Here is a 19,345-nt window from a genome sequence, read left to right as displayed (position 1 = left end):
TTGTCGTCGCGAAAGGCCGGTTTGACCAGGGGATGCCGCGACGGCCAGCTCGATCGTGGCGAACTGTTTCGCGAACTCGCGTAATAGATCGGGCCGACCGCGGTCTCTCTCATCAGAAGGCATGTCGCTCTCGCGTGGGGCGTATCGACTGCCTCCCGCGGTCCCGATCCGCGGGGCATGGCGGGGCCCGGAGGTATCTCGGGGGAGGGATCTCCGGCCCCGCCTTCATCGTTCCCGGCTCAGACGGGCTCCCCCGCGACCCAGACGCGCCGGACCTCGAGCGCGTCGTCCAGCAGCACGGCGTCGCCGATGCTGCCGATGTCGAGGCGGCCGAGATCGGGGCGGCCGATCGCCGCCGCCGGGATCGACGTCGCCGCCGCGACCGCATCCGTCAGCGGCACTCCGGCCCCGGCCACCCGCCGGATCGCCGCGTCCTGGGTCAGCGTCGAGCCGGCGATCGACCCGCCGTCGTCGAGACGCGCGACGCCGTCCGACACCGTCACCCCCAGGCCGCCGAGCCGGTACCGGCCGTCAGCCGCCCCGGCCGCCGCCATCGCGTCGGTGACCAGCGCGATACGGTCGCGGGCCGCGGCGAACAGGGTCGCGACGAGCTCCAGGTCGACGTGGACGCCGTCGGCGATCACCTCGAGCGTGACGCGGTCGTCGCGCAGTGCCGCGACGACGGGCCCGGGGGCGCGATGGTGGATGCCGCGCATCGCGTTGAACGCATGCGTGAGCACCGTCGCGCCGGCGTCGAAGGCGCGGTGCGCGGCCGTCGCGTCGGCGTCGGTGTGGCCGACGGCCACCACGACCCCGGCCTCGGTGAAGCGGCGGATCGCGTCGTCGGCACCGGGCAGCTCGGGTGCGAGCGTCACCTGCCGGATCGTGCCGCGCCCGGCCTCGAGCAGCAGGTCGACGGATGCCGCGTCCGGCGCGCGCAGCCGGCCCGCGGTGTGGGCGCCTTTGTGTCCGGGGTCGAGGAAAGGGCCCTCGAGGTGAGAGCCGAGGACGGTCGGATCGGCGGCGCACGCGTCGGCGACCATCGCGGCCCGCGCGGCCATCTCGTCGAGCGACGCCGTCACCAGCGAGACGACGGCGCGCGTCGTGCCGTGGGCGAGGTGCAGGGCGCGTCCTGCCCGCACCGCGTCGGGGCCGTCGTCGTAGGTGGCCCCGCCCCCGCCGTGCCCGTGGATGTCGACGAACCCCGGGACGAGGCATCCGCCGCCGCCGTCGACGACCTCGTCCGCGACGGGCCGGTCGCCTCCGTCGCCCACCGCGGCGACCCGGCCGGCGTCCAGCAGCACCCACGCGGCGGCGGTGCCGGGCGGGATCGTGGATCCGAGGACGCGGACGGAGTGGATCAGCGTGCTCATCGGTCGGCCCACGGGATCTCGTCGGAGGGGTGGAAGCCGATCCCGAGGCTCGTCCAGAGCGGGCCGAGGGCGCCGACGCGGGCGCGGAACGACTCCCACGTGCGCAGTTCGCTCTCGCCGGTCGCGGGCGACCACCCCGCCTCGGCCGCCGCGGCGACGCGGGGGAAGGCCATGAGATCGATGTCGGCCTCGGTGCGGATCGTCTCGGTCCACAGCGGTGCCTCGACGCCGAGGATGTCGGCGTCCTCGATGCCGGCGATGACCTCGGACGGCTCCCACGAGTAGGCGCGTTCGACGCTCGTGGGGCCGTTCGCCCACGCGAGTCCGAGCTGGGGGCCGGACGGGTACTGCATGTCGAGGTAGATCGCGTCGGCGGGCGAGAGGATCAGCTGCGACCCGTTCGCGACGAACGCGCGGGCGCGATCGTCCATGCCGCCGGTCGGAGTGACGAAGCCCCAGTACTGTCCGATCGTGGTGTCGGCGATGCCGGCGGCGGCGCCCGCCTCGTGCCACGCGACCGGGGTCTTGCCGAGGTCGGCGATGATCGCGCTGGCGCGGGCGATGAACGACGCGAAGTCCTCGTCGCTCGTGCTGAGCGACTCGTCGCCGCCCAGGTGCAGGTACGGGCCGGGGGTCATCGCGGCCAGCTCGCCGAACACATCGGCGACGAAGTCGTACGTCGCCTCGTCGCCGATCTTCAGCGACGAGAAGCCGACGGCGATCCCGGTGTAGGGCTCTCCGGGTGCCGGCTCGCCGCCGCCGTGGAGGCGGATGATCTCGCGCATCTCGTCATTGACGCTCGGGTCCTCGGCGAGCTCGGGGTAGGCGAGTCCGACCGCGTGGGTGTGCCCCGGCATGTCGATCTCGGGCACCACGATCATGTGCCGCGAGGCCGCGTACGAGACGATCTCGCGGTATTCGTCCTTGGTGTAGAAGCCGCCCGGGTCCCCACCGACCGACGTCGCGGCGGCATGCTCGGTGAGCTCCGGCCGCGATTCGAGCTGGAGCCGCCAGCCCTGGTCGTCGGTGAGGTGCAGGTGCAGCGCATTGAACTTGAGCGACGCGGCGCGGTCGATGTAGCCCTTCACGGTCGCGAGGGGGTGGAAGTGCCGCGCGACGTCGAGCATGACGCCGCGGTAGGCGAATCGCGGCGCATCGGCGATCGTGACCGCCGGGATGATCCACTCCTCGCCGTCGCGGGCGACGAGCTGGGTCAGGGTCTGCACTCCGTAGAAGAGTCCGGCGGCGTCGGCGCCGGTGACGACGACGGATGCCGCGTCCGCGGCGATCCGGTACGACTCCGCCGCGCCGGCGGAGGGGTCGACGCGCAGGGCGATCGCGGCCCCGTCCCGTCGGGCGAGGGTCAGGCCGGTGCGCGCCTGGAGCACCGACGAGAGCGCGGCCGCGGCAGCGGCGTCGCCGGTCACGGCGGTCTCGCCGCTCAGCCGGAACGGCTCTCCGGGTCCCGCCTCGATCGATGCGGGGGCGGGGACGACGGAGGGGAGCGACACGGTGTCTCCATTCTGGGCCGCCGGAGCGCAGCCGGCGAGCAGCGCGACGACGAGCACAGTGGCTGCCGTGACAGCCCGTCTCCGGCGACGCGTCATGTAAAGAGTCCTAACAAAAGGGTCCGGCTTAGCCTACCAGGGCCGATTCGGGCGCTGCGAGAGCGACGGCATCCGTTATGCTCGGGATGTCGCGACTGGCGTTGAGGTGGGTCACCACCGGGGAGCGACCGACAACGGCATTCGACCGCGCGCCTGGGCCGATGCGGGACAACCAACCGAAGCCGTCGTCAAGGAGATCGCCATGACCGATCAGTACTTCAACGCCCCTCTCGCCGAGGTCGATCCCGAGATCGCTCAGGTGCTCGAGCGCGAGCTCGAGCGTCAGCGCGGCTACCTCGAGATGATCGCCTCCGAGAACTTCGTCCCCGTCTCGGTGCTCGAGTCGCAAGGCTCGGTGCTCACCAACAAGTACGCCGAGGGCTACCCGGGCCGCCGGTACTACGGCGGCTGCGAAGAGGTCGACGTCGCCGAGGAGCTCGCGATCCTGCGGGCCAAGGCGCTCTTCGGTGCGGAGTTCGCCAACGTGCAGCCCCACTCGGGCGCGACCGCCAACGCGGCGGTGCTGCACGCCATCGCGCGCCCCGGCGACACGCTGCTCGGGCTCTCGCTCGACCAGGGCGGTCACCTCACACACGGCATGAAGATCAACTTCTCGGGCCGTCTCTACGACATCGTCGCGTACGGCGTCGACCCCGAGACCTCCACCGTCGACATGGACGAGGTCGCGCGCCTCGCGCGCGAGCACCGGCCCAAGGTGATCATCGCGGGCTGGTCGGCGTACCCGCGTCAGCTCGACTTCGCACGCTTCCGCGCGATCGCCGACGAGGTCGGCGCCTACCTGTGGGTCGACATGGCGCACTTCGCCGGCCTCGTGGCCGCGGGACTGCACCCGAACCCGGTGCCCCACGCGCACGTCGTCTCGTCGACGGTGCACAAGACGATCGGCGGCCCCCGCTCGGGCTTCATCCTCACCAACGACGCCGACCTCGCCAAGAAGATCAACACGGCGGTGTTCCCGGGCCAGCAGGGCGGCCCTCTCATGCACGTCATCGCCGCCAAGGCCACCGCGTTCAAGCTCGCCGGCACGCCCGAGTTCAAGGAGCGTCAGGAGCGCGTGCTGCGCGGTGCGCGCATCATCGCCGAGCGGCTGTCGCAGCAGGACGTGACGGATGCCGGCATCTCGGTGCGCTCCGGCGGCACCGACGTGCACCTGGTGCTGGTCGACCTCCGCCACGCCGCGATCGACGGCAAGCAGGCCGAAGACCTTCTGCACGAGATCCACATCACGGTGAACCGCAACGCCGTGCCGAACGACCCGCGGCCGCCGATGGTGACCTCGGGCCTGCGGATCGGCACGCCCGCCCTCGCGTCGCGCGGGTTCGGCGACGCCGAGTTCACCGAGGTCGCCGACATCATCGCCCTCGCGCTGCTGCCCGACGCCGACCTCGCGGCGCTGCGCACGCGCGTGGCCGCGCTGACCGCGGCCTTCCCGCTCTATCCGGGACTCCGCCACTGAGCGGAAGTCGGCTCACGCCGCCCCGTCGTCGTGTACCAGGCTCGGACACAGACGACTGCGGATGCCGCGGCCCGCGGCATCCGTCACCCCACATCAACTCGAGAAACCACGCGGAGGTTGAGAAACCACGCGTACCGCGGTGTCTCAACCTCCGCATGGTTTCTCAACCTCGACGGAGGCAGGACATGACCGCACAACGACTGGATGGGCGCGCCGCATCGGCCGCGATCAAGGAAGAGCTGCGCGAGCGCGTCGCCGCGCTGAAGGAGAAGGGCATCGTGCCCGGCATCGCGACCGTGCTGGTGGGCGCCGACCCGGCCTCGCAGCTGTACGTCGGCATGAAGCACCGCGAGTCCGAGGCCATCGGCATGAACTCGATCCAGCGCGAGCTGCCCGCCGATGCCACGCAGGCCGACGTCGAGGCCCTCATCGACGAGCTCAACGCCGACCCGGCGTGCCACGGCTACATCGTCCAGCTGCCGCTGCCGAGGCACATCGACACCGACGCGATCCTCGAGCGCATCGACCCCGCGAAGGACGCCGACGGCCTGCACCCGACGAACCTCGGCCGCCTCGTGCTCAACGTCAACGCGCCGATCACGACTCCGCTGCCGTGCACGCCGCGCGGCGTGATCGAGCTCCTGCTGCGCAACGACTACGACCTCACGGGCAAGGATGTCGTCGTCGTGGGCCGGGGCGTCACCATCGGCCGCTCGATCGGGCTGCTGCTGACGCGCCGCGAGATCAACGCCACCGTGACCCTCACGCACACCGGCACCGCCGACCTGTCGCACCACCTGCGCCAGGCCGACGTCATCGTGGCGGCCGCCGGGGTCAAGCACATCGTGCGCGCCGAGGACGTCAAGCCCGGCGCCGCAGTGCTCGACGTCGGCGTGACGCGCGAACGCGACCCCGAGACCGGCAAGTCCAAGGTGTACGGCGACGTCCACCCCGACGTCGCCGAGGTCGCCGGCTTCCTCTCGCCGAACCCGGGCGGAGTGGGCCCGATGACCGTGGCGCTGCTCATGACGAACGTCGTCGAGGCCGCCGAGCGCGCCGCGGGCTGAGGCATCCGTCCGCTTCACCTGCGCCGGCGTCGAGCACCCCTCGCTCCCGCAGAACCCAGGCGTTCGGCGGGAGGCGGCGGCCGGGCTCAGCCGAGCTCGTCGAGCATGCGGCGCTGCTCGTCGGTGAGGCCGTCGTTCAGCTCGCGGCGACCCGCCGCGGCCTCGGGGTTCGGGACCGCCGGGGCCGAGGCATCCGTCGTGGCCGCGCGCGACCCCGTGGCCCTGTCGTAGAGGGCGCCGGTGTGGGACTCCACCCTGTCGTCGATCGCGTCGTAGATCGCCCATCCGATCAGCAGGATCGCCGGGGGCAGCAGGTAGCCCCAGATCCAGCCGAAGAAGCCGCCGCCGATCGAGACGCCCGACAGCAGCACGGTGCCGATCCACACGACCAGGGCGACCGCGAACGCGATCAGCAGCTCGACGAGCTTCTCGCCCGCCCGGCCGCGCTTCGCGGCCATCGAGCGGAACCACTTCTCGACGAGCGGCTTGATCCAGATCACGAGCGCCGTCAGGACGATCCCCGCCCAGAGGGCCGCCCATCCCACGCGGGCCGGGGTGAGCCAGCCCACCACCAGCAGCACGACGACGTTGAACACGAGCAGCGACACGAACCGCACGACCCACTTCCTCATGGGATCACTGTGCCATGCTCCCGCGCGATCCGCTCCGCAGCCACTTCCTGCGCCACCCTCGGGCGCACGAGCGCATCTTCCGACTGCGGAGCGGTCGAGCCTGTGTGCTCCGCAGTCGGAATGTGCGGTGAACGGGACGCGCGAACCGCGGATTGCGACGGCGGATGCCGAGCCGGCGCGGCGGGTCAGTACGAGGCGCGCTCAGTGCCGGGGCCGGCGGGGATGAATCGGGCCGCGAGAGCCTCCGAGCCGCGGGCGAGGAGCGCGGTGTCGGCGCCGACCAGCACGAACGACGCGCCCGCCTGGAGGTAGGCGTCGGCAGCGGCGGGGTCGAACGCGTTCACGCCGACGGGCTTGCCCGCCGCGCGGACGGCGTCGAAGGTGCGCAGCGCTGCGGCGACCACATCCGGGTGCGTCTGCTGACCCAGCAGCCCCATCGACGCGGCGAGGTCGCTGGGGCCGACGAAGACGCCGTCGACGCCGTCGACCGCCGCGATCTCGGCCGCGGCGTCGACGCCGGCGGCGGTCTCGATCTGCACGAACAGCGACACGTGCGCGTCGGCGTCCTGGAGATAGTCGTCGACCCGGTTCCAGCGGGCCGAGCGGGCGAGCGCCGAGCCGACGCCGCGTGTGCCCCGCGGCGGGTAGCGCACGGCGGCGACGGCGGCTTCGGCATCCGCCCTCGACGACACCATCGGCACGAGCAGGTTCTGGGCGCCGAGGTCGAGCACCTGCTTGATCGTGACGACCTCGCCGATCGGCACCCGCACGACCGGCGTCACCGGGTACGCGGCGACGGCCTGCAGCTGGGCGAGCGCCGACTCCAGGCCGTTGGGGGAGTGCTCCATGTCGATGAGCACCCAGTCCAGGCCCGATCCGGCGCAGATCTCGGCGACCAGCGGCGAGCCCGAGCACACCCACATCCCCGCGAGCGGGCGCCCGGCCCCGCCCAGCGCGGCGCGGAACGTCGGGGTCAGACGAAGCGACACTCGATCACCCCCATCGGTCCGTAGTCGCACCTGACGCTATCGCCCCGCGAGACCCACATGGGGCGCGTGAACGAACCCGCGAGGATGATCTCGCCGGCTTCGAGCCGCCCGCCGTGCTGATGGAACTTGTTCGCCAGCCACGCGACGCCCGTCGCGGGGTGGCCGAGCACGCCGGCGGCCACGCCGGTCTCTTCGATCTCGCCGTTGCGGCTCAGGACGCCGGGAACCCAGCGGAGGTCGATCTCGTCGGGCCGCTTGCGCACCTCGCCGAGCACCATCGCGCCGTACGCCGCGTTGTCGGCGATCGTGTCGACGATCGTGCGTCCCTCGAGCTCGATGTGGGAGTTCAGCACCTCGAGCGCCGGCACGGCATGGTCGATCGCCGCGAGGGCGTCGTCGAGCGTGCAGTCCGGCCCCTCCAGCGGCCGCGCGAGCACGAACGCGAGCTCGACCTCGATGCGCACGTTCGAGAACCGATCGACGGGGATCTCGGCGCCGGAGCGGTACACGGTGTCGTCGAACATCACGCCGTAGTCCGGCTCGGTGATGCCCGTCGCCTGCTGCATCGCCTTCGAGGTGAGCCCGATCTTGCGGCCCACGAGGCGCCTGCCGTCCGCGATCATGCGGTCGCGCCACACCCCCTGGATCGCGTACGAGTCCTCGACCGTGGCCTCCGGATACCGCGCCGTGATGCGGGGGATCACGCCGTGCGTGCGGTCGGCCTCGGCCAGCTCGGCCGCGAGCTGCGCGACGATGTCAGGCGACAGCATCCGTCCCCCTTCCCGTGCTGTGCTCACGACCGGTCATCGCCGCGCGTGCGGTCTGATCCTGCACACGGTACCGTCCTGGCCCGCGGTGGGCGTCGATGCGTTCCGGAGCGCACATCACAGCTGGTGGCCGAGTTTGTACTCGCCCTGCTTCCAGCTGGGGAGCTCTTCGGCCTGGTCGTCGGGGCGGGTGTACGAGAAGCCGTCGGCGCCGATCGTCACCGCCATCTCGGACTCGTCGGTGCGTGCGACGACCGGCTGCGGGTTGCCGTCGAGATCGAGCACGAGGGATGCCTCGGTGTACCACGACGGAACCACGGGGTTTCCCCACCAGTCGCGGCGCTGGTTGTCGTGCACGTCCCATGTGACGACCGGGTTGTCGGGGTCGCCGGTGTAGTAGTCCTGCGTGTAGATCTCGACCCGGTGCCCGTCGGGGTCGCGCAGGTACAGGTAGAACGCGTTGCTGACGCCGTGGCGGCCGGGGCCGCGCTCGATCGCATCGGAGCGGCGCAGCGCGCCGAGCTTGTCGCAGATCGCGAGGATGTTGTGCTTCTCGTGGGTCGAGAAGGCCACGTGGTGCATCCGGGGTCCGTCGCCGCCGGTCATCGCGGTGTCGTGCACGGTGGGCTTGCGGCGCATCCATGCGGCGTACACGGTGCCCGCGGCATCCTGGATGTCTTCCGTGACGCGGAAGCCGAGGTCCTGCATGAACTTCACGGCGCGCGGCACGTCGGGCGTGACCTGGTTGAAGTGGTCGAGCCGCACCAGGGCGCCCGGCGTGTACAGGTCGTAGCGCCACGCGAGGCGCTCGACGTGCTCGACGTCGTGGAAGAACTCGTACGGGAAGCCGAGCGGGTCGACCACGCGCACCGAGTCGCCGATGCCCGTGGTGAAACCCTCGGGGCTGCGCCGCACGTCGCAGCCGAGCTCGGTGTAGAACGCGACGGCCTTGTCGAGGTCCTCCGGCGTGCGCACGCGGTACGAGAACGCGGCGACCGCCGCGACCGGACCCTTGCGCAGCACGAGGTTGTGGTGGATGAACTCCTCGATCGAGCGGAGGTAGACGGTGTTCTCGTCCTCCTCGGTCACGACGAGGTCCAGCACGTCGACGTAGAACGCGCGGGATGCCGCGAGGTCGGTCACCACGAGCTCCATGTACGCGCACCGGAGGATGTCGGGCGCGGGGCTCGTCGGGGTCGGCACCGGGTCGTCGGTGTGGATGGGCGCCTCCTGGCTCACGTAGAAGCCCGAGGAGGTGAGGGTCATGTCTTTGCGTTCAGTCATGTTCGCGTCCTTGCGTGTGGGATTCGGGTCGGGGGCGTTTCGTCTCGCTTCGCTCGCTCAACGACCCGGGGCTCCGGGGCGTTGAGCGAGGGAGCGAAGCGACCGAGACGAAACGCATGGGATGCCTCGGATCAGCTCTTGGTATCGAGACGGCGCTGGGGCGCCTCCTCAACCCGGCGGCCGAAGGTGGGGTTGTGCGCCGGGCCGAGCGTGATGTGCACAGCCTGCTGGTCGGTGTAGAAGTCGATCGAGCGGTAGCCGCCCTCGTGGCCGAGCCCCGAGGCCTTGACGCCGCCGAACGGGGTCCGGAGGTCGCGCACGTTGTTGGAGTTCAGCCACACCATGCCCGCCTCGATGGCCTGCGAGAAGTTGTGCGCGCGCTTGAGGTCGTTGGTCCAGACGTAGGCCGCGAGCCCGTAGCGAACTCCGTTGGCGAGCGCGAGCGCCTCCTCGTCGGTGTCGAACGGCGTGATCGCGACGACGGGTCCGAAGATCTCCTCCTGGAAGATCCGGGCCTCGGGTGCGACGTCGGCGAACACCGTCGGGCGCACGAAGTTGCCGGTGTCGAAGCCCACGGGGCGATCGCCGCCGGCGACGAGGCGCGCCTCGGTCTTTCCGATCTCGATGTACGACATGACCTTGTCGTAGTGCTCGGGGTGCACGAGGGCACCGACCTCGGTCGCGGGATCGTGCGGATAGCCGACGACGACGCGATCGGCCTGGGCGGCGTACCGCGCCACGAACTCGTCGTAGATCGGGCGCTCCACGAGGATGCGCGATCCCGCCGTGCAGCGCTCGCCGTTGAGCGAGAACACGCCGAAGATGGTCGCGTCGATCGCCGCTTCGAGGTCGGCGTCGGCGAACACCACCGCCGGGCTCTTGCCGCCGAGCTCCATCGACAGGCCCTTGAGGTGGGGTGCGGCGTTGCCGAAGATGATCTGCCCGGTGCGGCTCTCGCCGGTGAACGAGATGAGCGGCACCTCGGGGTGCTTCACGAGGGCGTCCCCGGCATCCTCGCCCAGTCCGTTCACCAGGTTGAAGACACCCTGGGGGAGCCCGGCCTCCTCGAAGATGCCGGCCCACAGCGAGGCCGACAGCGGCGTGAACTCGGCGGGCTTGAGCACCACGGTGTTGCCGGTGGCCAGCGCCGGGCCGAGCTTCCACGACTCGAGCATGAACGGCGTGTTCCACGGCGTGATGAGCCCCGCGACGCCGATCGGCTTGCGGTTGACGTAGTTCATCTGACGGCCGGGAACCTTGTAGGCATCGTCGGCCTGCGCCACGATCAGGTCGGCGAAGAACCGGAAGTTCTCGGCCGCACGCCGGGCCTGGCCGAGCGCCTGCGTGATCGGAAGCCCCGAGTCGAACGACTCCAGCTCGGCGAGCCGGGCGTCGCGCGACTCGACGATGTCGGCGATGCGGTGCAGCACGCGCGAGCGTTCGCGGGGCAGCAGGCGCGGCCACGGTCCTTCGGTGAACGCGCGGCGGGCGGCCGCGACGGCGCGGTCGATGTCGGCCTTCTTGCCGGCGGCCGCGCGGACGTACGTCTCGTTCGTGACCGGGTCGAGCACGTCGAACGTGTCGCCGTCGGCAGAGTCGACGAACTCGCCGTCGATGTAGTGCTGGATGTGCTCGGGCAGGCCGTCGGGCACGTGCCGCGAATCCAGGGCGGTGGTGGTGTCGGTCATGGGGTGCTCCTTCGCGGGGAGGGGAGGATGACGGATGCCGGTGCCCCGGCATCCGGAGGGTCAGAAGGCCGGCAGGCCCAGGGCCTCGTCGGGGTGCTCGTGGATCATGTAGGCGTCGAGGGTCGCCGACCGGTGCCGGCGGGCCGCCTTCTCGATCTCGCCGAGCGGCGCGCCCGTCTCGACGAGCTGGATGATGTTCTCGTGCTCGCGCACGGACTCGGCGGCGCGGCCGGGGACGAAGCTGAAGGTCGAGTCGCGCAGGTGTCCGAGGCGAGCCCATTCGGCGTTCACGAGCTCGAGCATGCGCGGGTTCGCGCACTTCGAGAACAGTGCCGCGTGGAACTCCTGGTTGAGAGCGGTGAACGCGCGCGGGTCGAAGTGCTCCAGCGTCTCGATCATGAGCTCGTTGATGCGGCGGGCGTTGCGGATGTCGTCGGCGGTGAGCCGGCGCGCGGCCAGCGCCGTCGCGGCGCCCTCGAGGATCGACAGTGCCTGCATGCTGAAGCGGTACTGCGAGTCGTCGACCATCGACACGCGGGCACCGACGTTGCGCTCGAAGGTCACGAGCCCCTCGGCCTCGAGCTGGCGGATCGCCTCGCGCACCGGCACGACGCTCATGTCGAGGTCGCCGGCGATCGCGCCGAGCACCAGGCGGTATCCGGGCGTGAACTCCTGGTTCGCGATGCGCTCCTTGATCCAGTGGTACGCGCGCTGCGACTTGCTCTGGCTCGGCGCCTCGCGGTCTGTCTCGATGTCGCTCATCGGGCGCTCTCCCCGCCGTGCGGCGCCACTTTCCTGTCGTGGCTGCTCAGATCTGTGGCGCCGCGACCGGATTCTGCAGCCGCAGCCGCAGCCGCAGCCGCAGCCGCAGCCGCGCGGTCGGCGTCGAAGCGCGCCCGCCACTCGGCGTTCATCGGGAACAGTCCATCGACCGCGTGGCCCTCCGCGACGCGGTCCGCGATCCACGCGTCCTCGTCCTCCTGGGCGATTGCCGCATCGACGACCTCCTCGACGATTCCGCGGGGGATCACGACGACGCCGTCGGAGTCGCCCACGATGACGTCGCCCGGCTCGACGGTCGTGCCACCGCAGGCCACCGCGACATCGGTGTCCCACGGCACGTGCCTGCGTCCGAGGACGGCGGGGTGCGCGCCGGCGGAGTAGACCGGGATGCCGACCGCGGCGACGGCCGCGGCATCCCTCACCCCTCCGTCGGTCACGATGCCGGCCGCACCGCGGGCGTGGGCCCGGATCGCGAGGATGTCGCCGAGGGTTCCCGATCCGGTCTCGCCGCGCGCCTCGATCACGATGACCTCGCCCTCGCCCACCGCGTCGAACGCGCGCTTCTGCGCGTTGTAGCCGCCGCCGTGCGACGCGAACAGGTCTTCGCGCCCGGGGACGAATCGCAGCGTGCGGGCGATGCCCACGAGCTTGGATTCCGGATGCAGCGGCCGCACGCCGTCGATGTGCACGTTGTTCAGCCCGCGCTTGCGCAACTGTGCCGACAACCCCGCGACCGGCGCGACGCCGAGCTTGGCGCGCAGCTCGTCTGCGAGAACAGGACATCTGGCGGAGGCAGGAGATTCTGCCGCCGATTGTCCTGTCTCCGCCAGATGTCCTGATTCCGGTACACCCTCCGCAGGCAGCCCCGCGGCCTCGCGCGACCCCCAGGCCTCGGCGCGCTGCACATCGTCGAGGGCAGGCATCGAGCCCAGTTCCGGGTCGAAGGGCACCTGGCCCTGCGTCACGGTGGTCACCAGGCGTCCCGACGACGCGCCGTGCGGGTCGTCGACCTCGACCTCGACGACGTCGCCGGGCATCGCGACCGACGACCCGGCGGGAGTCCCGGTGAGGATCACGTCGCCGGTCTCGAGCGTGAAGTGCTGCGACAGGTCGGCCACCAGCTGCGCGAGCGGGAAGATCATGCCCGCCGAGGTGTCGTCCTGCACCAGCGATCCGTTGAGCCAGGTGCGCACCCGCAGTCCGCGAGGATCGACCGCGCGGGCGTCGAAGAGGGACGGCCCGATCGGCGTGTAGCCGTCGCCGCCCTTGGAGCGCACGTTCGAGCCCTTGTCGTTCGCGCGGAGGTCGTAGAGCCCGAAGTCGTTCGCGGCGGTGACCCATCCCACGTGCGCCCAGGCGTCCTCGAGCGAGACGCGGCGTGCCGGCGTGCCGATCACGAGGGCGATCTCGCCTTCGAAGGCCAGCAGCTCGGTGCCGGCGGGCCGCTCGATCGTGCTGCCGGAGGCGGCGAGCGACGACGAGGGCTTGAAGAAGTACGACGGATGCTGCGGCCGCCGGCCCCGCTGATCCGCCCGCGACGCGTAGCTGAGGTGGATCGCGATGACCTTGCCGGGGCGTGCGGGCAGGGCGGCGAATCGTGGATCGGCCGCGGAATCGGCGGCCGGAGCATCCATCTCGTCCATGAGCTTCCTCACTCTTGCGTCGTATCCGAAATCGTATATCATCGGTCGCACGAGCGGCAACCATCACGACGAGAACCGCGACGACGACGTCACCCAGACACAGGAGTCACCCGAATGAGCACATCGCAGCCCGCACCGGGCTTCACCCCCACCGGCACGATCGCCTCCGCGGTCGACCGCCGCCGTGTCGTCTTCGCGACGGTCGTCGGAACGACCGTCGAGTGGTACGACTTCTTCATCTACGCGACGGCTGTCGGCCTCGTGTTCGGCCAGCTCTTCTTCGCACCCCTCGGCGCGAACAGCGCGCTCGTCGCCTTCGCGACCGTGGGCGTGAGCTTCCTGTTCCGCCCGCTGGGCGCCTTCCTCGCCGGGCACTTCGGCGACAAGTACGGCCGCAAGGTCGTGCTGATGTGGACGCTCATCCTCATGGGCGCGGCGACGGCGCTCATCGGCGTGCTGCCCACGTACGAGGCGATCGGCATCGCGGCGCCGATCCTGCTCGTGCTCCTGCGCATCCTTCAGGGCATCTCCGCCGGCGGCGAATGGGGCGGCGCGGTGCTCATGGCCGTTGAGCACGCGCCGAGGCAGCGCCGCGGCGCGTTCGGCGCCTCGCCGCAGATCGGCGTGCCCCTGGGCCTGCTGCTCGCGTCGGGCATCATGGCGCTCATGGCGATGATCGCCCCAGGAGACGCATTCCTGGTCTGGGGCTGGCGCGTGCCGTTCCTGCTCAGCGTGGTGCTGATCCTGGTGGGCTACTACGTCCGCCGCCGCGTCGAGGAGAGCCCGGTCTTCGCCGAGCTCGCCGAGCGCAAGGAGAAGTCCCGGATGCCGATCATCACGCTCTTCCGCAAGCACCTGCTGCTCGTGATCATCGCCGCGCTGGTGTTCGCCGGCAACAACGCCGTCGGCTACATGACGACGGGCGGCTACATCCAGGGCTACGCCACCAACCCCGACGGACCCCTCGTCCTCGAGCGCGGTCCCGTGCTGTGGGCGGTCGCCGGGTCGGCGGTGACGTGGCTGCTGTCGACGCTCGCGGCCGGCTTCATCTCCGACCGCATCGGACGCCGCACGACCTACATCGCCGGGTGGATCCTGCAGCTCGCGGCCGTGTTCCTCCTGTTCCCGCTCGTGAACACCGGTGACATCTGGGTGCTGTTCCTGGGTCTTGCGATCCTCACGATCGGCCTCGGCTTCACGTACGGCCCGCAGGCGGCGCTGTACTCCGAGCTGTTCCCGGCGTCGATCCGCTTCTCGGGGGTGTCGATCTCGTACGCGATCGGCGCGATCCTCGGCGGCGCCTTCGCTCCGACGATCGCGACCGCGCTCGTGGATGCCACGGGCTCGACGACGGCGGTCACCTGGTACCTCGCGGGGATGACGCTCGTGGGCCTCATCGCGACGTTGCTGCTGCGCGACCGCAGCGGCATCCCGCTGGGTCCCGACCACGAGGCCGAGCAGTCCGTGAGCCCCGTCTACGGACTGTCCCGCGCCTGACGCCGCGATCCGAGGGCCCGTCCGCTTCGGTGGGCGGGCCTTCGTCGTGGTCTCGTCACAGCGTGGCGGGCCCCGAGGTCGCGCCTCCCGGGCTCGGGGTGGCTGCCGGGCCCGGCTGGGCTGCGGAGCCCGGCTGGGCTGCGGGGGGCCCGGGCGCGCTGCGGGGCCCGGCCGGGCTGCGGAAACACCAGTCGGTGAGGGCGACACGCCGGTGACGGATGCCTCGGCCCGGCGTGTCGGGCGACGGACTGGTGTTTTCGCACCGCGGGGGGCGGACCGAGAGGCCGCCGCCGGGCCGCCGGTCAGGGCCTCGGCATGCCGGTGACGCGCGTGCGGCCGCGCACCTCGGCGACCACGCGGCCGTCGGTCGTGGCGACCCTGACGTCGTAGAGGCCCGAGCGACCCTCCACCGTGCGGCGCTCGGCGACCGCCTCGAGTTCGTCCCCGTCTCGTGCGGGGGAGAGGAAGGCGATGTCGGCGCCCGACACGAGGGTGACGGCATCCGTCTCGTTGCAGGCCAGGGCGAGCGTCGTGTCGGCGAGGGCGAATACGAGGCCGCCGTGTGCGACGGCGAAGCCGTTGAGCATGTCGGCGCGCACGGTCATCCGGACGACGGCTCGCCCGGGCTCGGCGCGCACCACCCGCATGCCGAGTGCCGTCGAGGCCGCGTCGTGCGCGATCATGCGTCGCGTGTGCTCGGTCGCGTAGACGTCGTCCATGGCGATCCTCCCGCTCGACGTTGAGCCGCTCGCGGCGCTGTGCGATCATCGTACAGAACGAGCGTTCAGTAATCCACGGCGCTCGCCGTCGACGATGACGAACGGATGCCGATGCCGACGATCCTGCGCGACGATCGCGCCGACCGCCTCTGGGTGCGGCTGCACCGTCCTGAAGCGCGCAACGCGATCGACCGCGCCATGGTCGACGAGCTGCACGAGGTGTGCGACGAGCTCGAGCGCGAGCCGCGGATCCTGCTGATCGGTGGGAGCGACGGTGTCTTCGCGGGCGGCGCCGATATCGCCGAGCTGCGCGATCGCACGCCCGCCGACGCGCGCGAGGGCATCAACTCGCGGCTGTTCGACCGACTCGCGCGCCTGCCGATGCCCGTGATCGCGGTCGTCGACGGGTGGGCCCTCGGCGGCGGGGCCGAGCTGGCGTACGCCGCGGACCTCCGCATCGCGAGCGACCGGGCGCGCTTCGGGAGCCCCGAGCCGTCGCTGGGCATCGTCCCCGCCGCCGGCGCGACGTGGCGCCTCCCGCGGCTCGTCGGCGAGCCGCTCGCGAAGCACATGCTGCTGGCCGGTCGCGTGCTCGACGCACGCGAGGCCCTGGCCGCCGGGCTCGTGGTCGCGGTGCACGATCCGTCCGAGCTCGATGCCGCGGCCGATGCCCTCGTCGATCGCATCGCCGCACTCGACCCGCTCGCGATCCGGCACACGAAGCGGCTGATCGACGATCCCACCGACGATCCGCGGGCCGCGGCCGAAGCCGCGCAGGCCGAGTGCTTCGGCTCACCCGCGAAGTACGAGCGCATGACCGCCTGGCTCGACCGGCGGCCGGAGAGGAAGAACGCATGACCCTGGAATCCGCCATCGGCGACATCACGCCGGATGCTTCGGCTGCGCCGCTGCTCGAGAGCTTCATCGCCGACGCGTGGCGCGCGCCGGACGCGACCCGCACCACGCTGCTGCAGGATGCCGCGACCGGCGCCCCGGTCGCGCGCGTGGGCGATGCTCCCGACATCGCCGCCGCCGTCGACTACGCCCGCACGGTGGGGCAGGCGTCGCTGGGCGAGCTGCCGTTCCACCGCCGCGCGCTCATCCTGAAGGCGCTCGCGCAAGCGCTCACCGCCGCGAAGGACGACCTCTACGCCGTCAGCGCGCAGACCGGAGCCACCGTGCGAGACAGCATGATCGACGTCGACGGTGGCATCGGCGTGCTCTTCACCTACGGTTCGAAGGGTCGCCGTGAGCTGCCGAACGCGACGACTCTCGTCGACGGCCCGCCCGAGAACCTGTCGCGCGACGGCGGCTTCGGCGGCCAGCACGTGTGGACGCGCCTGCCCGGCGTCGCGTTCCAGGTGAACGCCTTCAACTTCCCGGTGTGGGGCATGCTCGAGAAGTTCGCGCCGGCGTTCCTCGCCGGTGTGCCCTCGATCGTCAAGCCCGCCACGCCGACCGCGTATCTCACCGCGGCCGCCGTGCGCGTGATGACGGAGTCGGGCCTGCTGCCCGACGGCTCGCTGCAGCTCGTCGTCGGCTCGGCGCACGGGTTCCTCGACCTCCTCGACGCGCGCGACGCCGTGGGGTTCACCGGCTCCGCCTCGACCGGGCGGATGCTGCGCCGCGACGACGCGGTCGTGGTGCGCGGTGTGAGCCTCACGACGGAGGCCGATTCGGTCAACGCCGCGATCCTCGGCCCCGACGCGGCCACCGGCACGCCGGAGTTCGAGGCGTTCGTCGCCTCGGTCGTCACCGAGATGACGGCCAAGGCCGGGCAGAAGTGCACCGCGATCCGGCGCGTCATCGTGCCCGAGGCATCCGTCGACGACGTCATCGAGGCGGTGCGCGCGCGCCTCGCGGCGAAGGTCGTGCTCGGCGACCCGCGGGCGGAGGGCGTCACGATGGGTCCGCTCGCGAGCCTCGCGCAGCGCGACGAGACGATCGCGCGCGTGCGCGACCTGGTCTCCGGCGGCGGCGAGATCGTGATCGGCTCGCTCGAGGAGCCCGAGGCCGTGCGGGCCGACGGCCCGGTCGCAGGCGACGGGGCGTTCGTCGCGCCCGTGCTGCTGCGGTTCGCGGATGCCTCGGCCCCGGCCGTGCACGACATCGAGGCGTTCGGACCCGTCGCCTCGGTGCTCGGCTACCGCGACCTCGACGACGCGGTACGCCTCGCGAACCTCGGCGGAGGCTCGCTCGTGGCGACCGTGTGCTCGGCCGATCCTGGCGTGGTCGGGGCGCTCGTGCGCGGCATCTCGCCGTGGCACGGGCGGGTGCTCGTCCTCGACGGCTCGGTCGCGCGCTCTTCCACGGGGCACGGTTCGCCGGTGCCGCACCTCGTGCACGGCGGACCCGGGCGCGCCGGTGGCGGCGAAGAGCTCGGCGGCATCCGCTCGGTGCTCCATTACATGCGCCGCACCGCGCTGCAGGGATCGCCGGGCGTGCTCACCGGGCTCACCGGGCAGTGGCGCGCGGGTGCGGCCGCGGATGACGGCACCCACCCCTTCCGCAAGCCGCTCGCATCGCTCCGCGTCGGCGACCGTGTCGTCTCGGAGCCCCGCCCGGTGACCCTCGACGACATCGAGCACTTCGCGGACTTCACCGGCGACCGCTTCTACGCGCACATGGACGAGGAGGCCGCGGCTGCGAACCCCTTCTTCCCGGGGCGTGTGGCGCACGGATACCTGCTGCTCTCGTGGGCGGCGGGGCTCTTCGTCGACCCGGATCCGGGTCCGGTGCTCGCGAACTACGGTCTCGAGAACCTGCGGTTCGTCACCCCGGTGTCGCCGGGCGACGAGGTGCGGGTCACCCTCACGGCGAAGCAGATCAGCCCCCGCGAGAGCGAGGAGTACGGCGAGGTGCGCTGGGACGCCGTGCTCGTGAACCAGCGCGACGAGGTCGTCGCCACCTACGACGTGCTGACCCTGGTCGCCAAGGAGTAGCCCGCCCCGCGGGCTGTGGGCTGCGGGCTGCGGGCTGTGGGCTGTGGGCTGCGGAAACACCAGTCGGTGACGGCGACACGCCGGTAACGGATGCCTCGGCCCGGCGTGTCGGGTGACGGACCGGTGTTTTCGCACCCGGCGCGCGGGGGGCCGAGCGGAACTACGCGGCGGGCGGGGGAGCGGCCCACCGCCGGGAGCGTCAGCGGGCGCGGAGGCCGTCGAGGGCGACCGAGACGGTCGCGTCGGCGAGGGCCGCGGCATCCATAGGCCCGCCGGGGCGGTACCACTCGACGATCGAGTTGATCATGCCGAACAGCAGTCGCGAGGTCGTGCCCGAGTCGAGGTCGGCGCGAAGAGATCCCTCGGCGTGCGCCGCGTCGACGAGCTCCGAGACGCGGTGGTCGAACTCGCGGCGGCGGCGGATCGCGTCGCGCTCGACGACGGTGTTGCCGCGCACGCGCAACAGCAGGGTGACGTAGGGGAGCTCCTCGACGAGCACACTGACCGCGCCGCGCAGCACGAACTCCAGGCGGTCGGCGGCCGTTCCCTCGAGAGCGCCGGATGCCTCGACCACCGCCTCGAGCCCGTCCAGCGCGCGATCGAGCGCCCGCCGCAGCAGTTCCTCCTTGCCGCTGACGTGGTAGTACAGCGCCGACTTGCTCGTGCCGAGGCGCTCGGCGAGGACGCTGATCGAGGTGGCCTCGTACCCGCGCTCGTTGAAGGTCGCGACGGCGATGTCGAGCACCGTGTCGAGGTCGTACGGCGCGCGGTCGAGGCGTCCGTTCCCCTTGCGGAACGTCGTGGCCGAGGCATCCGTCGTGGACGCCGCCGTGTTGCCGCTCATGGAACGCAAGAGTAGCATTACTGAACGACCGGT

Annotated in this window: 16 protein-coding genes and 1 riboswitch; of the genes, 5 read left to right on the top strand and 11 right to left on the bottom strand. The window is 71.6% G+C overall.

Translation table 11 applies throughout. The annotated features are described in order from the left end of the window. Nucleotides 1-239: 239 nt before the first annotated feature. Both nagA and IM778_RS12610 read right to left on the bottom strand, forming a co-directional pair. On the bottom strand, nt 240-1,373 hold the full coding sequence (gene nagA / locus IM778_RS12615) for an N-acetylglucosamine-6-phosphate deacetylase (RefSeq protein ID WP_194409214.1): 1,134 nt from the start codon (nt 1,371-1,373) through the stop codon (nt 240-242). Next, the gene (locus tag IM778_RS12610; RefSeq protein WP_194411872.1) at nt 1,370-2,884 is read right to left on the bottom strand and encodes a beta-N-acetylhexosaminidase; all 1,515 of its coding nucleotides are present in this window, start codon (nt 2,882-2,884) and stop codon (nt 1,370-1,372) included. Before IM778_RS12610 ends, nagA begins: the two co-directional genes overlap by 4 nt. A 177-nt stretch (nt 2,885-3,061) precedes the next feature. Further along, nucleotides 3,062-3,146: riboswitch (ZMP/ZTP riboswitch) on the top strand. Between the two features lie 36 nt (nt 3,147-3,182). Between IM778_RS12610 and glyA the strand changes: the two genes are divergently transcribed. Together glyA and IM778_RS12600 are read left to right on the top strand one after the other, a co-directional pair. Then, nucleotides 3,183-4,457 (top strand): serine hydroxymethyltransferase, encoded by a 1,275-nt coding sequence (gene glyA, locus IM778_RS12605; RefSeq protein WP_194409213.1) that lies wholly within the window; start codon nt 3,183-3,185, stop codon nt 4,455-4,457. A 185-nt stretch (nt 4,458-4,642) separates the two neighbouring features. After that, a complete protein-coding gene (locus tag IM778_RS12600) occupies nt 4,643-5,524 on the top strand; it encodes a bifunctional methylenetetrahydrofolate dehydrogenase/methenyltetrahydrofolate cyclohydrolase (RefSeq protein WP_194409212.1) in 882 nt (293 codons plus the stop codon). A gap of 86 nt (nt 5,525-5,610) precedes the next feature. Here the strand turns inward: IM778_RS12600 and IM778_RS12595 are convergent, their stop codons facing one another. The 7 genes from IM778_RS12595 to IM778_RS12565 all read right to left on the bottom strand — a co-directional run bounded on the left by IM778_RS12595 (nt 5,611) and on the right by IM778_RS12565 (nt 13,301). Further along, nucleotides 5,611-6,156, bottom strand: coding sequence for a hypothetical protein (locus IM778_RS12595; protein WP_194409211.1), 546 nt, complete (start codon nt 6,154-6,156; stop codon nt 5,611-5,613). Nucleotides 6,157-6,341: 185 nt separating this feature from the next. Further along, nucleotides 6,342-7,145 carry an HpcH/HpaI aldolase family protein gene (locus IM778_RS12590; protein WP_194409210.1) on the bottom strand — a complete coding sequence of 268 codons (804 nt, stop codon included), beginning with the start codon at nt 7,143-7,145 and terminating at the stop codon, nt 6,342-6,344. Next, complete coding sequence (locus IM778_RS12585) at nt 7,130-7,915, bottom strand: 2-keto-4-pentenoate hydratase (RefSeq protein ID WP_194409209.1); 786 nt, start codon at nt 7,913-7,915, stop codon at nt 7,130-7,132. The genes IM778_RS12590 and IM778_RS12585 overlap by 16 nt, the downstream gene beginning before the upstream one ends. A 114-nt stretch (nt 7,916-8,029) precedes the next feature. Next, nucleotides 8,030-9,196 carry a 3,4-dihydroxyphenylacetate 2,3-dioxygenase gene (gene hpaD / locus IM778_RS12580; RefSeq protein ID WP_194409208.1) on the bottom strand — a complete coding sequence of 389 codons (1,167 nt, stop codon included), beginning with the start codon at nt 9,194-9,196 and terminating at the stop codon, nt 8,030-8,032. A gap of 131 nt (nt 9,197-9,327) precedes the next feature. Beyond that, nucleotides 9,328-10,884 (bottom strand): 5-carboxymethyl-2-hydroxymuconate semialdehyde dehydrogenase, encoded by a 1,557-nt coding sequence (gene hpaE / locus IM778_RS12575; RefSeq protein WP_194409207.1) that lies wholly within the window; start codon nt 10,882-10,884, stop codon nt 9,328-9,330. A 60-nt stretch (nt 10,885-10,944) separates the two neighbouring features. Continuing rightward, on the bottom strand, nt 10,945-11,646 hold the full coding sequence (locus tag IM778_RS12570) for a GntR family transcriptional regulator (RefSeq protein ID WP_194409206.1): 702 nt from the start codon (nt 11,644-11,646) through the stop codon (nt 10,945-10,947). Then, on the bottom strand, nt 11,643-13,301 hold the full coding sequence (locus IM778_RS12565) for a fumarylacetoacetate hydrolase family protein (protein ID WP_194411871.1): 1,659 nt from the start codon (nt 13,299-13,301) through the stop codon (nt 11,643-11,645). Before IM778_RS12565 ends, IM778_RS12570 begins: the two co-directional genes overlap by 4 nt. 123 nt (nt 13,302-13,424) lie before the next feature. Between IM778_RS12565 and IM778_RS12560 the strand changes: the two genes are divergently transcribed. After that, nucleotides 13,425-14,807 (top strand): MFS transporter, encoded by a 1,383-nt coding sequence (locus IM778_RS12560; RefSeq protein WP_194409205.1) that lies wholly within the window; start codon nt 13,425-13,427, stop codon nt 14,805-14,807. Between the two features lie 302 nt (nt 14,808-15,109). Here IM778_RS12560 and paaI read toward each other — a convergent pair whose 3' ends face one another. Then, the gene (paaI, locus tag IM778_RS12555; RefSeq protein WP_228484536.1) at nt 15,110-15,526 is read right to left on the bottom strand and encodes a hydroxyphenylacetyl-CoA thioesterase PaaI; all 417 of its coding nucleotides are present in this window, start codon (nt 15,524-15,526) and stop codon (nt 15,110-15,112) included. 111 nt (nt 15,527-15,637) lie between these two features. Here paaI and IM778_RS12550 point away from each other — a divergent pair, with 111 nt between their 5' ends. After that, a complete protein-coding gene (locus tag IM778_RS12550) occupies nt 15,638-16,384 on the top strand; it encodes an enoyl-CoA hydratase/isomerase family protein (RefSeq protein ID WP_228484535.1) in 747 nt (248 codons plus the stop codon). Then, nucleotides 16,381-18,468: a phenylacetic acid degradation bifunctional protein PaaZ gene (paaZ, locus tag IM778_RS12545; protein ID WP_194409203.1), complete on the top strand. Its 2,088-nt coding sequence runs from the start codon at nt 16,381-16,383 to the stop codon at nt 18,466-18,468. The genes IM778_RS12550 and paaZ overlap by 4 nt, the downstream gene beginning before the upstream one ends. Before the next feature lie 199 nt (nt 18,469-18,667). On the opposite strand, the gene IM778_RS12540 is transcribed toward paaZ, so the two are convergent. Further along, the gene (locus IM778_RS12540; protein ID WP_194409202.1) at nt 18,668-19,312 is read right to left on the bottom strand and encodes a TetR/AcrR family transcriptional regulator; all 645 of its coding nucleotides are present in this window, start codon (nt 19,310-19,312) and stop codon (nt 18,668-18,670) included. Between the last annotated feature and the right edge of the window lie 33 nt (nt 19,313-19,345).

The sequence above is a fragment of the Microbacterium cremeum genome (assembly GCF_015277855.1).
Taxonomy (GTDB): Bacteria; Actinomycetota; Actinomycetes; order Actinomycetales; family Microbacteriaceae; genus Microbacterium; species Microbacterium cremeum.
This window is presented reverse-complemented; position numbering and strand designations above follow the sequence as displayed.